This is a genomic window from Burkholderia cepacia, assembly GCF_029962485.1.
In the GTDB taxonomy this organism is placed as follows: Bacteria; Pseudomonadota; Gammaproteobacteria; order Burkholderiales; family Burkholderiaceae; genus Burkholderia.
Genome location: NZ_CP073637.1, coordinates 2031643 through 2046627, shown reverse-complemented (window position 1 = coordinate 2046627; position 14985 = coordinate 2031643). Strand labels below are relative to the sequence as shown.

At 65.3% G+C, this 14985-nt stretch carries 14 protein-coding genes; 12 read left to right on the top strand and 2 right to left on the bottom strand.

Annotation, left to right across the window (positions count from 1 at the left end; translation table 11 throughout):
- Window positions 1–777: a 3'-5' exonuclease gene (locus KEC55_RS09485; protein ID WP_282505192.1), complete on the top strand. Its 777-nt coding sequence runs from the start codon at window positions 1–3 to the stop codon at window positions 775–777.
- A 30-nt stretch (window positions 778–807) separates the two neighbouring features.
- Here the strand turns inward: KEC55_RS09485 and KEC55_RS09480 are convergent, their stop codons facing one another.
- Window positions 808–1662: an endonuclease/exonuclease/phosphatase family protein gene (locus KEC55_RS09480; protein ID WP_282505191.1), complete on the bottom strand. Its 855-nt coding sequence runs from the start codon at window positions 1660–1662 to the stop codon at window positions 808–810.
- Window positions 1663–1882: 220 nt separating this feature from the next.
- On the opposite strand from KEC55_RS09480, the gene rlmD reads away from it, so the two are divergent.
- On the top strand, window positions 1883–3280 hold the full coding sequence (rlmD, locus tag KEC55_RS09475; RefSeq protein ID WP_176047183.1) for a 23S rRNA (uracil(1939)-C(5))-methyltransferase RlmD: 1398 nt from the start codon (window positions 1883–1885) through the stop codon (window positions 3278–3280).
- A gap of 63 nt (window positions 3281–3343) precedes the next feature.
- Here the strand turns inward: rlmD and KEC55_RS09470 are convergent, their stop codons facing one another.
- A complete protein-coding gene (locus tag KEC55_RS09470) occupies window positions 3344–4042 on the bottom strand; it encodes a Bax inhibitor-1/YccA family protein (protein WP_006761414.1) in 699 nt (232 codons plus the stop codon).
- Between the two features lie 249 nt (window positions 4043–4291).
- Between KEC55_RS09470 and ndk the strand changes: the two genes are divergently transcribed.
- From ndk to hflX, 10 genes are all read left to right on the top strand, one after another.
- Window positions 4292–4717, top strand: a complete 426-nt coding sequence (gene ndk, locus KEC55_RS09465) for a nucleoside-diphosphate kinase (RefSeq protein ID WP_011352265.1) — start codon at window positions 4292–4294, stop codon at window positions 4715–4717.
- 55 nt (window positions 4718–4772) lie between these two features.
- On the top strand, window positions 4773–5912 hold the full coding sequence (gene rlmN / locus KEC55_RS09460; RefSeq protein ID WP_282505190.1) for a 23S rRNA (adenine(2503)-C(2))-methyltransferase RlmN: 1140 nt from the start codon (window positions 4773–4775) through the stop codon (window positions 5910–5912).
- Window positions 5913–6076: 164 nt separating this feature from the next.
- A complete protein-coding gene (locus KEC55_RS09455; protein WP_282505189.1) occupies window positions 6077–7090 on the top strand; it encodes a helix-turn-helix domain-containing protein in 1014 nt (337 codons plus the stop codon).
- 112 nt (window positions 7091–7202) lie between these two features.
- Window positions 7203–8507 carry a flavodoxin-dependent (E)-4-hydroxy-3-methylbut-2-enyl-diphosphate synthase gene (ispG, locus tag KEC55_RS09450; RefSeq protein WP_282505188.1) on the top strand — a complete coding sequence of 435 codons (1305 nt, stop codon included), beginning with the start codon at window positions 7203–7205 and terminating at the stop codon, window positions 8505–8507.
- Between the two features lie 20 nt (window positions 8508–8527).
- Window positions 8528–9868: a histidine--tRNA ligase gene (gene hisS / locus KEC55_RS09445; RefSeq protein ID WP_176047180.1), complete on the top strand. Its 1341-nt coding sequence runs from the start codon at window positions 8528–8530 to the stop codon at window positions 9866–9868.
- A 55-nt stretch (window positions 9869–9923) separates the two neighbouring features.
- Entirely contained in the window at window positions 9924–10553 is a 630-nt protein-coding gene (locus tag KEC55_RS09440; RefSeq protein ID WP_282505187.1) for a tetratricopeptide repeat protein, read from the top strand.
- Window positions 10554–10595: 42 nt separating this feature from the next.
- Window positions 10596–11741, top strand: coding sequence for an outer membrane protein assembly factor BamB (bamB, locus tag KEC55_RS09435; protein WP_174433730.1), 1146 nt, complete (start codon window positions 10596–10598; stop codon window positions 11739–11741).
- A gap of 247 nt (window positions 11742–11988) precedes the next feature.
- Window positions 11989–13326 carry a ribosome biogenesis GTPase Der gene (gene der, locus KEC55_RS09430; RefSeq protein ID WP_176047178.1) on the top strand — a complete coding sequence of 446 codons (1338 nt, stop codon included), beginning with the start codon at window positions 11989–11991 and terminating at the stop codon, window positions 13324–13326.
- A gap of 142 nt (window positions 13327–13468) precedes the next feature.
- Window positions 13469–13708 carry an RNA chaperone Hfq gene (gene hfq / locus KEC55_RS09425; RefSeq protein ID WP_014896913.1) on the top strand — a complete coding sequence of 80 codons (240 nt, stop codon included), beginning with the start codon at window positions 13469–13471 and terminating at the stop codon, window positions 13706–13708.
- Between the two features lie 72 nt (window positions 13709–13780).
- Window positions 13781–14956 carry a GTPase HflX gene (hflX, locus tag KEC55_RS09420; RefSeq protein WP_175029016.1) on the top strand — a complete coding sequence of 392 codons (1176 nt, stop codon included), beginning with the start codon at window positions 13781–13783 and terminating at the stop codon, window positions 14954–14956.
- The last annotated feature ends 29 nt before the right edge of the window (window positions 14957–14985 follow it).

Below are 14985 nucleotides of genomic sequence, written 5' to 3'. Positions count from 1 at the left end.
ATGACTCCGATTCTTGTTTTTGACATCGAGACGATTCCCGATGTCGACGGCATTCGCCGTCTGGAAGACCTGCCCGCGACGCTCGACGATGCCGCGGTGGCCGAACATGCATTCGCCGCACGCCGCGAGAAGACCGGCGGCGATTTCCTGCCGCATCACCTGCAGCGGATCGCGGCGATCTCGTGCGTGTTCCGCGACAACAACGGTTTTCGCGTGCGCTCGCTCGGCACGCCGCAGGACAATGAAGCGACGCTGATCCAGTCGTTCTACCGCGTGATCGAGAAATACACGCCGCAGCTCGTGTCGTGGAACGGCGGTGGCTTCGATCTGCCGGTGCTGCATTACCGTGCGCTCGTGCACGGCATCCCCGCGACCCGCTACTGGGATCTCGGCGAGGACGACCGCGAATTCAAGTGGAACAACTACATCTCGCGCTATCACTCGCGGCATACCGACCTGATGGACGTGCTCGCGATGTATCAGGCGCGCGCCAACGCGCCGCTCGACGCGCTGGCGAAGCTGTGCGGTTTCCCCGGCAAGCTCGGGATGGACGGCAGCCAGGTGTGGCCGGCGTTCCGGGATGGCCGGATCGATGAAATCCGCAACTATTGCGAAACCGACGTCGTCAACACCTACCTGCTGTACTGCCGGTTCCAGTTGATGCGCGGTGGTCTGACACCGAGCGAGTACGCGGACGAGATCCTGATCGTGAAGAACGCGCTCGCGCTGGAGCCGGCGCCGCACTGGGTTGAGTACCTGGCCGGTTTCGACGCGTAGCGCGGGCGGCCTGCGTCGCAACCGGCGCGATCAGGCCAGTTCGAGCAGCACCGGCTGGTGATCCGACGCGCGCACGACGCCGTCGATGTCGCAGCGCGTGACGCGCGGCAGCATTGTCTCGGTCACGAATGCGAAGTCGCATGCGAGCGGCCCTTCCGACCATTGCACCGTATCGTAGACGCCGGCCGTCGGTGGCGGCGTGCGCCCCGGGTGTTGCGCGACCCATGCGTCGACGAAGCGCGGCGCGTCCGCGATCGGTTCCAGGAAGCGCCGATATGCGTCGCTGTCGAACGCACTGTTGAAGTCGCCGCAGACGATCGCGTCGCGCGGCTGGCCGGTCGCGCTGAACGGCCCCTCGGCGGTCTCGGCGGGCGCCGGACGTTCTGCGTGCGCGCAGGCCTCGCGATGCCGGCCGCGCAGCGCGTCGACCTGGGCGAGCCGCTGGCGCGCCGAATAATATTCCAGATGGGTGGTCACCACGCGCAGCGGACCGAACGGGGCCTGCAGTTCGACGTCCAGCGCGACGCGCGGCATCGACGGCGCACCGGCGTCGGCCGGCCACGGCAGCAACTGGCGCAGCACGCGCCCGACCGGAAGCCGCGTCGCGATCGCGTTGCCGAACTGGCGGCGCGGTGCGCCCGGTTCGATGGCCGGCAGGTCGGCGCCGATCGCTCCGATGATCGTATAGCCGGGCAGCAGCACCGCGAGTTCGGCGAACTGGTCGGGGCCGGGCTGCCCGGGCAGCGCGCCGAAGCCGCGCGTGACCTCCTGCAGGCACAGTACGTCGAAATCGCCGAGCCGCTGGATCGCCGAGACGGTGCGGGGAAGGTCGACGATGCCGTCCGCGTCCCGACCCCATTGGATGTTCCAGTCGATCAGTCGCATGGTCGAATCTCCTGGTGGTTGGGTGGCGGGCTTCGGGCTGGTCCTGACGCGTTCCGCGGTCTTGCGCGGGTGTCGGTGCCGTAAGCCGGCTGCGTGGCCGTTGCGGCGCGATGCAGGGCCGTCCATCATCAAGTATCGACGCTCGGCCCATCCAAAGCGGGCGATACGGGCCTTCGTCGTCTACAATCTCGCCTTCTTCAACGTTTGTCAGGAAAAGCTGGTGTCCGAAGCCGTCCCCACTTCTGCGCGCAAATCGAAAAATGCGCCCGTCGCGCCCGGGCCCGCCCCGGTTCTCGAGATCGAATCGCTCGACATGGAAGCGCGCGGTGTCGGCCGCACGATCACCGAGGATGGCGAGCCGGGCAAGGTCATCTTCGTCGAAGGCGCGTTGCCGGGCGAGCGCGTGACCTATTCGAGCTACCGCCGCAAGCCGAGCTACGAGCAGGCGACGGTTGTCGATATTCTGCGCCCGAGCGTGATGCGCACGCAGCCCAAATGCAAGTTCTTCGGTACTTGTGGCGGCTGCTCGATGCAGCATCTCGACATGCGTGCACAGGTGGCGGTCAAGCAGCGCGTGCTCGAGGACAACCTGTGGCACCTGGCGAAGCTGCGCGCGGAAACGATGTTCGCGCCGATCCACGGCCCGTCGTGGGGCTATCGCTACCGTGCGCGCCTGACCGTGCGCAACGTGGCGAAGAAGGGCGGCGTGCTGGTCGGCTTCCACGAGAAGAAGAGCAGCTATGTTGCCGACATGACGAGCTGCGAAGTGCTGCCGCCGCACGTGTCGGCGATGCTGGTGCCGCTGCGCCGGCTCGTCGAGGGGCTGTCGATCCGCGATCGGATGCCGCAGATCGAGCTGGCGGTCGGTTCGGAAGTCACGGCGCTCGTGCTGCGCGTGCTGGAGCCGATCAACGCGGACGACGAAGCGCTGCTGCGCGCGTTCGCGGACGAGCACAAGGTGCAGTTCTGGCTGCAGCCGAAGGGCCCGGACACGGTGACGCCGTTCTATCCGCTCGACGTGGCGCTCGACTACACGCTGCCGGAATTCGGCATCCGCATGCCGTTCAAGCCGACCGACTTCACGCAGGTCAACCACCAGATCAACCGCGTGCTGGTGGGGCGTGCGCTGCGCCTGCTCGCGCCGTCGCGCGACGACCGCGTGCTGGACCTGTTCTGCGGGATCGGCAACTTCACGCTGCCGCTCGCGCGACTGTCGCGCGAAGTGATGGGCATCGAGGGCAGCGACACGCTGACGACGCGGGCGCTGGCGAATGCGCGCGAGAACGGTGTCGACGGTCATACGACGTTCGCGTGCCGGAACCTGTTCGAAGTGACGGGTGACGACCTCCGCGCGCTTGGTGCATTCGACAAGTTCCTGATCGACCCGCCGCGCGAAGGCGCGCTCGCGGTGTCGAAGGCGCTGGCCGAGATCGCGCAGAGCGGCGAAGGCCCGCTGCCGAAGCGGATCGTCTACGTGTCGTGCAACCCGTCGACGCTCGCACGCGACGCGGGCCTGCTCGTGCACGAGGCCGGTTACCGGCTCAAGGGCGCCGGAGTCGTGAACATGTTCCCGAATACGTCGCACGTCGAATCGATCGCGCTGTTCGAGCGCGACTGAGCCCGGCGGCGGACGTAAAAAAACCGGCCCGAAGGCCGGTTTTTTCATGGTGCACGGCGAACATCAGTTGCGGTTGCCGCCGAAGATGCCGAGCAGGGCGAGCAGGTTCGTGAACACGTTGTACAGGTCGAGGTAGATCGCGAGCGTGGCCGAGATGTAGTTCGTCTCGCCGCCGTTCACGACGCGCTGGACGTCGAACAGCATGTACGCGGAGAAGATCGCGATCGCGAGCACCGATACGGTGAGCATCAGCGCCGGCAGTTGCAGGAAGATGTTCGCGACCGACGCGAGCAGGATCACGATCACGCCCATGAACAGCCACTTGCCGAGACCCGAGAAATCGCGCTTGCTGACGGTGGCGATCGTCGCCATCGCGGCGAAGATGATGCCGGTGCCGCCGAACGCGAGCATGATCAGCGACGGGCCGTTCGAGAAGCCGAGGATGAAGCTCAGCAGTCGCGACAGCATCAGGCCCATGAAGAACGTGAAGCCGAGCAGCACGAACACGCCGGCCGCGCTGTTTTTCGTCCGCTCGATCGCGAACATGAAGCCGAACGCGATCGCGAAGAACGCGAGCAGGCTCATCATCGGGCTCGTGGCCGCGAACAGCGAGAAGCCCGTCGCGACGCCGACCCAGGCGCCCAGCACGGTCGGCACCATCGACAGCGCGAGCAGCCAGTACGTGTTCCGCAGCACGCGGTTGCGAACCTCGGCGGTGCTGACGGAACCGCCGCGGCCGAAATTGTACGGATAGTCGTTCATGGTTTCTCCTAACATTGAACGCGTGGGCGTCCGGGGCCGGTTCGGCACACGCGGTGTGCGGCGCAGCAAACCGGAGCAGCTATGGCTAAGATACGTTCCGTGCCGGGAGGTTTCAATGGCCGTGCGGCACAAAACATATAGATTCGGAACCTTTCACATGTGTAAGGGTTCAATCGCAATGATACACGGGATCGTGCTACAATAGCGGATTCATTTGAACCTGTAACTTCTTAATTTTTTGGAGTTTTTATGGCAATCGAGCGCACCCTGTCGATCATCAAGCCGGATGCGGTGGCAAAGAACGTGATCGGCCAGATCTACAGCCGTTTCGAAGGCGCCGGCCTGAAGATCGTCGCATCGCGCATGGCACACCTGTCGCGTGCAGACGCAGAGAAGTTCTACGCGGTTCACGCAGCGCGTCCGTTCTTCAAGGACCTCGTCGATTTCATGATCTCGGGCCCGGTGATGATCCAGGTTCTGGAAGGTGAAGGCGCGATCCTGAAGAACCGCGACCTGATGGGCGCAACGGATCCGAAGAAGGCAGAAAAGGGCACGATCCGCGCCGATTTCGCCGACAGCATCGACGCGAACGCCGTTCACGGCTCGGACGCTGCAGAAACGGCAGCGGTCGAAGTCGCGTTCTTCTTCCCGGAAATGAACGTTTACTCGCGTTAAGCCCTGGCTGACAGCAAGTAGGCAGGATCCAGCGCACGCGGCAAGGCAGCACATCATGACGAGCGAAACTTCCGTCAATCTTCTCGACTTCGATGCCGAGGGTCTTGTCGCGTACTGCGGCAGCCTCGGCGAGAAGCCGTTCCGCGCCAAGCAGTTGCAGCGCTGGATCCACCAGTACAACGCCGGCGATTTCGACGGCATGACCGATCTCGCAAAGTCCCTGAGAGAAAAGCTCAAGGGCCGTGCGTCGATCGTGATGCCCGATATCGCCAGCGATCACGTTTCCACCGACGGCACGCGCAAGTGGCTGATCGACGTCGGAAGCGGCAATGCGGTCGAAACCGTGTTCATCCCGGAAGAGACGCGCGGCACGTTGTGCGTGTCGTCGCAGGCCGGGTGCGCGGTCAACTGCCGCTTCTGTTCGACGGGCAAGCAGGGCTTTTCCCGCAACCTGTCGACAGCCGAAATCATCGGCCAGCTCCGCATGGCCGAATTTGCATTGCGAGCGTCGCTGGGCCGCGCGCCCGGCCCGAACGGCAAGGCCGAACGGGTCGTCACCAACGTGGTGATGATGGGCATGGGCGAGCCGCTGCTGAATTACAGCGCGGTCGTGCCCGCGATGCGGCTGATGCTCGACGACAACGCGTACGGCCTGTCGCGCCGCCGCGTCACGCTGTCCACGTCCGGCGTGGTGCCGATGATGGATCGCCTCGGCGCCGAGTTGCCGGTCGCGCTGGCCGTTTCGCTGCACGCGCCGAACGATGCGCTGCGCGACGAGCTGGTGCCGCTCAACAAGAAGTATCCGCTTCGCGAGCTGATGGCTGCGTGCCAGCGCTATCTGAAAGTCGCACCGCGCGACTTCATTACATTCGAATACTGCATGCTGGACGGCGTCAACGACACCGAAGCGCATGCACGCGAACTGCTGGCCGTCACGCGCGACGTGCCGTGCAAGTTCAATCTGATCCCGTTCAATCCGTTTCCGGAGTCGGGCCTCATCCGCTCGAAGCCGGAGCAGATCAAGCGCTTCGCACAGGTTCTCATCGACGCGGGTGTCGTCACGACCGTGCGCAAGACGCGCGGCGACGACATCGATGCCGCGTGCGGCCAGCTGGCCGGCGCGGTGAAGGACCGCACGCGCCTGGCGGAACGAACGGGCACGGCAGGAAAAATCATCGAAGTTCGGGCAGTTTGACGGGGGCACCTGACCGGGGACGCCCGAACCCCTTGGCGGTGCAACACGCGAATAGCGATCGGTCGCGGCGCCTCGGCGCCGCGCATGGTATGGACAGTTGCGGGTGCCGGCCGGCAGGAGCCGGAGGCGCCCGCCAGTGAAGAAGAATCGACGCGAGGACAAGGATGAGTGAGCCGCAGCCGACTAACGGCGCAGAGACGAATGCCGCGAAACCGGCACCGGCGGGACTGGAATCGCTGGCAGCAGTCGGCAGCCGGCTGGCGCAGCTTCGGGAGACGAAGGGCTGGTCGGTCGACGACGTGTCGGCGCGACTCAAGGTCGCACCGCAGAAGCTCCGGGCGCTCGAGGCCGGCGACATCAGCCATCTGCCCGGTGTGACGTTCGCGCTCGGTGTCGTGCGCAGTTACGCGAAGATGCTCGGCGTTGACCCGGAACCGTTCGCGCAGGCGTTGCGCCGTGAGCGCGGGGTACCGGAAGTCGACCTGTCGATGCCCGCGTCGTCGGGGACGGATCTGCCGCGCGGCCGTGTATCGATTCCGCTGGGTGGCTCGTCGCGTCATCATCCGTGGCTGTGGGGAACGGCGATCGTCGTCGTCGCGGTGGTCGCCGTACTGATGTGGCACACTGGCGGCGATTCGTCGAGCCTGCTCGCGCGCCTGAAGGGCAACGACGCGGAGCATGCGTCGGCGGCGAGCGCTTCGGCTGCATCGTCGGCCGCTGTCGAAGAAGCGGCCGCAAGCGGTGCGTCGACCGTCGCCGCCAATGAGGTTCCGGCCCCGGCGGCCGCATCTGCGGCGCCGGCGATTGCATCGGCTGTTCCGGCGCCCGCGGCGCCGGTCGCGACGGCCGTTGCATCGCAACCGGTCGTGGCCACGACGGCGGCAAGCGCCGCCGCGCCGGCCCAGCCGGCGAGCGTCGTGGTCGCGGCAGGCCAGTCGATGGTCGAACTGAAGGTCAAGCAGGATTGCTGGTTCAGCGTGCGCGACAAGAATGGCAAGGAGCTGTTCTCGGCGCTGGTGCGGGCCGGCGAGACGAAGCAGGTCGCCGGTGACGGGCCGTTCAAGGTCACGATCGGCAACAAGGCAGGCCTCGACGCAGTCGCGTTCGACGGAAAGCCGGTCGATCCGGCAAAATATTCGGCAGCGCGGGGTAATGTGGCACGGTTCACGTTGCCCTGACGTCAAGCGCCGTGACGAAGGCCTGTCGTCGATGTCGGCAGGCCGTGAGGGCACGGCGCTTTTTCAATTCATGTGCCGCGTCGCGGCGCATTCCGCGTAAATGGATCTATCGATGCAATCCGAAGCTCAATCCCCACGCAGCAGTCAGATTTGTTCAACCGAGCCGGTGTTCGGCGGGCATCAGCCGCGCCGCGTATCGCATGCGGTGGATGTCCGCTGGGGCGGGCAACTCGTGACGATCGGCGGCGACGCGCCGGTGCGCGTGCAGTCGATGACGAATACCGACACGGCCGACGCGATCGGCACGGCGATCCAGATCAAGGAACTCGCGAACGCGGGCTCCGAACTGGTGCGCATCACGGTCAACACGCCCGAGGCCGCCGCCGCCGTGCCGGCGATCCGCGAGCAACTCGACCGGATGGGCGTGACCGTGCCGCTCGTCGGCGATTTCCACTACAACGGCCACCTGCTGCTGCGCGATTACCCGGGCTGCGCGGAGGCGCTGTCGAAGTACCGGATCAACCCCGGCAACGTCGGCCAAGGCGCGAAGCGCGATACGCAGTTCGCGCTGATGATCGAGGCCGCGGCCAAGTACGACAAGGTCGTGCGAATCGGCGTGAACTGGGGCAGCCTGGACCAGGACCTGCTCGCGCGCATGATGGACGAGAACGGTGCACGTTCGCAGCCGTGGGGCGCGCAAAGCGTGATGTACGAGGCGCTGATCCAGTCGGCGATCGGCTCGGCCGAACGTGCGGTCGAACTCGGCCTCGGCCGTGACCGCATCGTGCTGTCGTGCAAGGTCAGCGGCGTGCAGGATCTGATCGCCGTGTACCGCGAGCTCGGCCGCCGCTGCGGCTTCGCGCTGCACCTCGGGCTGACCGAGGCCGGCATGGGCTCGAAGGGCATCGTTGCGTCGACGGCCGCGCTTGGCGTGCTGCTGCAGGAAGGGATCGGCGATACGATCCGCATCTCGCTGACGCCGGAACCGGGCGCGCCGCGCACGGGTGAAGTGATCGTCGGCCAGGAAATCTTGCAGACGATGGGCCTGCGCTCGTTCGCACCGATGGTGATCGCGTGCCCGGGCTGCGGCCGCACGACGAGCACGCTGTTCCAGGAACTCGCGATGCAGATCCAGACCTACCTGCGCGAGCAGATGCCGGTCTGGCGCAAGGAATATCCGGGCGTCGAGAAGATGAACGTCGCGGTGATGGGCTGCATCGTCAACGGCCCGGGCGAGTCGAAGCACGCGAACATCGGCATCAGCCTGCCGGGTTCGGGCGAGAACCCGGCCGCGCCCGTCTTCATCGACGGCGAGAAGGTCAAGACGCTGCGCGGCGAGCGGATCGCCGAGGAATTCCAGCAGATCGTCAGCGACTACGTCGCACGCAACTACGGCCGCGCTGAGGCCACGAACTAATTCGTCCAAACACACGAACGATGACTGAACAGAAACGCAAGATCGAGAAGCTCACCGGCGTCAAGGGCATGAACGACATCCTTCCGCAGGATGCCGGCCTGTGGGAATTCTTCGAAGCTACCGTGAAATCGCTGCTGCGCGCGTACGGCTACCAAAACATCCGCACGCCGATCGTCGAACACACGCAGCTCTTCACGCGCGGCATCGGCGAAGTCACCGACATCGTCGAGAAAGAGATGTACAGCTTCACCGACGCGCTGAACGGCGAAAACCTGACGATGCGCCCGGAAAACACCGCGGCCGTCGTGCGCGCGTCGATCGAGCACAACATGCTGTACGACGGCCCGAAGCGCCTGTGGTACATCGGCCCGATGTTCCGTCACGAGCGTCCGCAGCGCGGCCGCTATCGCCAGTTCCATCAGGTCGGCGTCGAGGCGCTCGGCTTCGCGGGTCCCGATGCGGATGCCGAGATCATCATGATGTGTCAGCGCCTGTGGGACGACCTCGGCCTGACCGGCATCAAGCTCGAGATCAACTCGCTCGGCCTTGCCGAAGAGCGTGCCGCGCACCGCGTCGAACTGATCAAGTACCTCGAGCAGTTCGCCGACGTGCTCGACGAGGACGCAAAGCGCCGTCTGTATACGAACCCGCTGCGCGTGCTCGACACGAAGAATCCCGCGCTGCAGGAGATCGCGCAGAACGCGCCGAAGCTGATCGACTTCCTCGGCGAAGAATCGCGCGCGCACTTCGAAGGGCTGCAGCGTCTGCTGCTCGCGAACAATATTCCGTTCAAGATCAACCCGCGTCTCGTGCGCGGCCTCGATTACTACAACCTGACCGTGTTCGAGTGGGTGACCGACAAGCTCGGCGCGCAGGGCACGGTCGCGGCCGGCGGCCGCTACGATCCGCTGATCGAGCAGCTCGGCGGCAAGCCGACCGCCGCGTGCGGCTGGGCGATGGGCATCGAGCGCATTCTCGAGCTGCTGAAAGAAGACGATCTCGCGCCCGAGCAGGAAGGTGTCGATGTGTACGTCGTGCATCAGGGCGAGACCGCGCGTGAACAGGCGTTCATCGCGGCCGAGCGCCTGCGCGATACGGGCCTTGACGTGATCTTCCACTGCAGCGCCGATGGCGCGACGGCAAGCTTCAAGTCGCAGATGAAGCGGGCCGACGCGAGCGGCGCCGCGTTCGCGGTGATCTTCGGCGAAGAGGAAGTCGCGAACGGCACGGTGGGCGTGAAAGCGCTGCGCGGTGCGGGTGCGGATGGGGAAAAGAACGTTCAGCAGACCGTACCGGTCGAAAGCTTGACCGAATTCCTAATCAATGCGATGGTTGCATCCGCCGAAGACGGCGACGACTGATCGCGCTGGCATTCGCTCGACAAGAAAGGCCTGAACAGGAAGGAATCGCTCGCCGATGAGTTATCACGACGAACAAGAATCGATTGAAAGTCTCAAGGCGTGGTGGGCCCGCTGGGGCAACCTCACCACGTGGATCGTGCTCGCGGCGCTCGTCGTCGCGGCCGGTTTCAACGGCTGGAACTACTGGCAGCGCCGTCAGGCTGCCGAGGCGTCCGGGCTGTACGAGCAGGTCCAGAAGGCCGCCGCCGCGAACGACAAGGCGACGATGGCCCGCGCGGCCGCCGACATGGAAGACAAGTTCGGCAGCACGCCGTATGCGCAGATGACGGCGCTCTCGGCCGCGAAGACGCTGTATGCAGCCGGCGACGCGGCAGGCGCGAAGGCGCAACTGCAGTGGGCCGTCGATCACGCCAAGGACAACGAGTACAAGCAGATCGCGAAGCTGCGTCTCGCGTCGCTGCTGCTCGACGAAAAGGCGTACGACGCGGGCCTCACGCTGCTGTCGGGTACGCCGGTCGATGCATTCAAGGGCCTCGTGGCCGATCGTCGCGGCGATCTGCTGGCCGCGCAAGGCAAGACCGACGATGCGCGCGCCGCTTACAAGCTCGCGCTCGACGGCCTGTCGAAGGACGACCAGTCTGCGCGGCAACTCGTGCAGTTCAAGCTGGACGCGCTCGGCGGCTGAATCGCGGTCCCCTTAACCTCTTAACTTCTGCTTCGCTAACCGATGAATTTGCTGAAACGTTACGCTGTGCCCGTTGCCTGCGCGGCGGCTGTCCTCGCATTGGCGGCTTGCTCGTCGTCGAAGGACGCGCGTCGCGTGCCGACGCCGCTGACCGAGTTCAAGCCCGTCATGGACGTGCAACAGGTCTGGAAGGCGAGCGTCGGCAAGGGCGGACGCTACCTGTTCTCGCCGGTGGCCGTGGGCGACGCCGTCTATGCGGCGGGCGAAAACGGTTCGGTCGAGAAGATCGACGCGAAGACGGGCCAGACGCTCTGGCGTTCGAAGGTCGGTTCGGACCTGTCGGCCGGTGTCGGCAGCGACGGCAATCTGACGGCGGTCGGCGCGCTGAAGGGCGGCGTGTTCGTGCTGGGCCCGGACGGCAAGCAACTGTGGAAGACCAGCGTGCAGGGCGAGATCTTCTCGCCGCCGCTCGTCGGCAACGGCCTCGTGGTCGTCCGTACGATCGACGGCCAGGTGATCGCGTTCAACGCACAGACGGGCGAGCAGAAGTGGAACTACCGCAACCGCGCGGTGCCGCTGAACCTGCGCGTGTCGGCCGGCATGACGTTCGCGGGTGACGCGGCGGTGCTGGCGGGCTTCCCCGGCGGCGGTCTGGTCGCGATCAACCTGCAGACGGGCGAGCCGTTCTGGCAGACGCCGGTGTCGTTCCCGAAGGGCGTGACCGAGGTCGAGCGCATCAACGACGTCAGCGGCCCGCCGACGCTCGTGGGCGCGGAGGCATGCGCGGTGACGTTCCAGGGTCAGCTCGGCTGCTTCGATGCGAACTCGGGCCGCCCACTGTGGGAAAAGGCGTTCTCGAGCCGCAGCGGTCTTGCACAGGACGATTCGGTGGTCGCCGGCGGCGACGACTGGTCGGTCGTGACGGCGTACGACGCGGCATCGGGCAACCAGCTGTGGCGCAACGACAAGCTGAAGAGTCGTGACGTCGGCGTGCCGTACCTGCTCGGGCATGCGGTCGTGATGGGCGATTACAAGGGCTTCGTGCACTTCCTGTCGCGCGAAGACGGCAGCTTCATCGCACGGATGAAGACCGACGGCAGCGCGATTACGGCGGCGCCGGTCCTCGCGGGCAATACGCTCGTCGTGCAGACGAAGGACGGCGGCCTGTACGGGTTCCGTCCGCGCTGACACGCAGTAAACAGGTGCGGCCGCGGCGCGGCGGGCTTGTCCCGCGCGCCTCGGCCGTGCCGCATGAAGGCGGCCGGTGCTCCCGGCCGCTCGGTATTTGAAAGGCAGTTCGAGACGAAAGACGACGGCGCGCAACGTGCGCCGGGCGCGCGCATCCGACGCGGCGCGAATTCGTGATATTTTCATTCAGCGCAGCCGCCCGCAGCAGCGGGCCTCCCGCTGCTGCGCTTCACCGTAGAAAACACAGATGAAACCGGTTATTGCCCTTGTTGGGCGCCCCAATGTGGGGAAATCCACGCTGTTCAACCGGCTCACGCGCTCGCGCGATGCGCTGGTCGCCGACCTGCCGGGCCTGACGCGCGATCGCCATTACGGCGAAGGGCGCGTCGGCGAGCGGCCGTACCTGGTCGTCGATACGGGCGGCTTCGAACCCGTCGCGAAGGACGGCATCCTGCACGAGATGGCGCGCCAGACGCGGCAGGCCGTCGAGGAAGCCGACATCGTCGTGTTCATCGTCGACGGCCGCAACGGGCTCGCGCCGCAGGACAAGTCGATCGCCGACTACCTGCGCAAGACCGGCCGGCCGATCTTCCTCGTCGTCAACAAGGCCGAGGGGATGAAGTACACGGCGGTCGCGACCGACTTCTACGAACTCGGGCTCGGCGATCCGCGCGCGATCTCGGCCGCGCACGGCGACGGCGTGACCGACATGATCAACGAGGCCCTGGAGGTTGCTTACGCCGACCGCCCGGAGGAAGAGGACGAAAACGATCCGTCGCGCGGTATCAAGATCGCGATCGTCGGCCGTCCGAACGTCGGCAAGTCGACGCTCGTGAACGCGCTGATCGGCGAAGATCGCGTGATCGCGTTCGACATGCCGGGCACGACGCGCGATTCGATCTACGTCGACTTCGAGCGTAACGGCAAGAAATATACGCTGATCGACACGGCCGGCCTGCGCCGCCGCGGCAAGGTGTTCGAGGCGATCGAGAAGTTCTCGGTCGTGAAGACGCTGCAATCGATCTCCGATGCGAACGTCGTCATTCTTCTGCTGGATGCGCAGCAGGACATTTCCGACCAGGACGCGCACATCGCCGGCTTCGTCGTCGAGCAGGGCCGCGCGCTCGTGATCGGCGTCAACAAGTGGGATGGCCTCGACGAGCACGCGCGCGACCGCGCGAAAGCGGATTTGACCCGCAAGCTGAAATTCCTCGACTTCGCGAAATCGCACTTCATTTCGGCCGCGAAGAAGACGGGTATCGGCGCGCTGATGCGCTCGGTCGACGACGCGTACGCGGCGGCGATGGCGAAGCTGCCGACGCCGAAGCTCACGCGTGCGCTGATCGAGGCCGTCGAATTCCAGCAGCCGCGCCGTCGCGGCCCGGTGCGCCCGAAGCTGCGCTACGCGCACCAGGGCGGCCAGAATCCGCCGCTCATCGTCATCCACGGCAATGCGCTCGACGCGGTCACGGAAACCTACAAACGCTACCTCGAAAACCGGTTCCGCGAAACTTTCTCGCTGACCGGGACTCCATTGCGCATAGAGTTCCGTTCGTCGAACAACCCGTACGCGGACAAGGGCTGAAGCACGCCCCGCAAGGGATAGGCCGCAAGGCCTACGCCCCGGGCGGGGCAGGCAAAATCAGCTATAGTGTAGCGATTGGCGCCGGATCTCTTTTTCTTCGCCGCCAATCCAGATCAACCTGCAAAAAAAGATGGAGTACGCCATGAGCAACAAAGGGCAATTGTTACAAGACCCGTTTTTGAACGCACTGCGCAAAGAGCACGTTCCCGTTTCGATCTACCTCGTCAATGGCATCAAGCTTCAAGGGAACATTGAATCGTTCGACCAGTACGTCGTGTTGCTCCGTAATACGGTGACCCAGATGGTCTACAAGCACGCCATCTCGACGGTCGTGCCGGCGCGCCCGGTGAATTTCCACCCGGACGCGGAAGTCTCGTCCTAACCCATTGCAGCGGCCGGCATCCGGTCGCCGCGAGCGACCGATGCCAGCCGCCTTATCTTGACACCCGATAATTTGATCAACGCAGCGCTCGTCGGCATCGATTTCGGCAAGACCGATTTCGAAGCCAGTCTCGAAGAACTCAGTCTTCTCGCCTCCAGCGCGGGGGCCCGTCCCGCCGTCACCCTCACAGGTCGTCGCTCCAGTCCCGATGCCAAGATGTTCATCGGCAGCGGCAAAGCCGAAGAGCTGCGGCTTGCCTGCGACGCGCACAACGTCGAAATCGTCATCTTCAACCACGCCCTTGCGCCGGCCCAGCAACGCAATCTGGAGCAGGCACTTAACAGGCGTGTGGTCGACCGCACGAGCCTCATCCTCGACATCTTCGCGCAGCGCGCCCGCAGTCACGAAGGCAAGTTGCAGGTCGAACTCGCGCAGCTGCAATACCTGTCGACACGACTCATTCGTGCGTGGACCCACCTTGAACGGCAGAAGGGCGGTATCGGCCTGCGCGGCCCCGGCGAAACGCAGCTCGAAACCGACCGCCGGCTGATCGGCGAACGCATCAAGATGCTGAAGTCGCGGCTCGACCGGCTGCGTCGGCAGCACAGTACGCAGCGTCGGCAGCGTGCGCGCAGCGGCACGATGTCGGTGTCGCTCGTCGGCTACACGAACGCGGGCAAGTCGACGCTGTTCAATGCACTGACGAAAGCGCAGGCCTACGCGGCCGACCAGCTGTTCGCCACGCTCGATACGACGTCGCGGCGCGTGTACCTCGGCGACGAGGTCGGTCAGATCGTCGTGTCGGATACGGTCGGGTTCATCCGCGAGCTGCCTCACCAGCTCGTCGCGGCATTCCGCGCGACCCTCGAGGAAACGATCCACGCGGATCTGCTGCTGCACGTGGTCGACGCGTCGAGCGCGGTCAGGCTCGAGCAGATCGAGCAGGTCAACGGCGTGCTGCACGAGATTGGCGCGGACACGATCCGGCAGGTGCTGGTGTTCAACAAGATCGACGCCGTGCCCGAGCTGGCGGCCCGCGGCGACGCGGTCGAGCGGGACGAATATGGTAATATTTCGCGCGTCTTTTTGAGCGCGCGCACCGGTCAGGGTCTTGATACGTTGCGTGCCGCCATCGCCGAAATCGCCTCCGCGGAACACCTCTCCAGCGCGACGTTACCCAGCGGCGCGCTCGACGGCGCACCCGCTGAACCACACGAAGACCACACGATTTCCGAACACGGGCGCTAACCGGTCCCGGCCGGTTCGCCGGCGTCTTA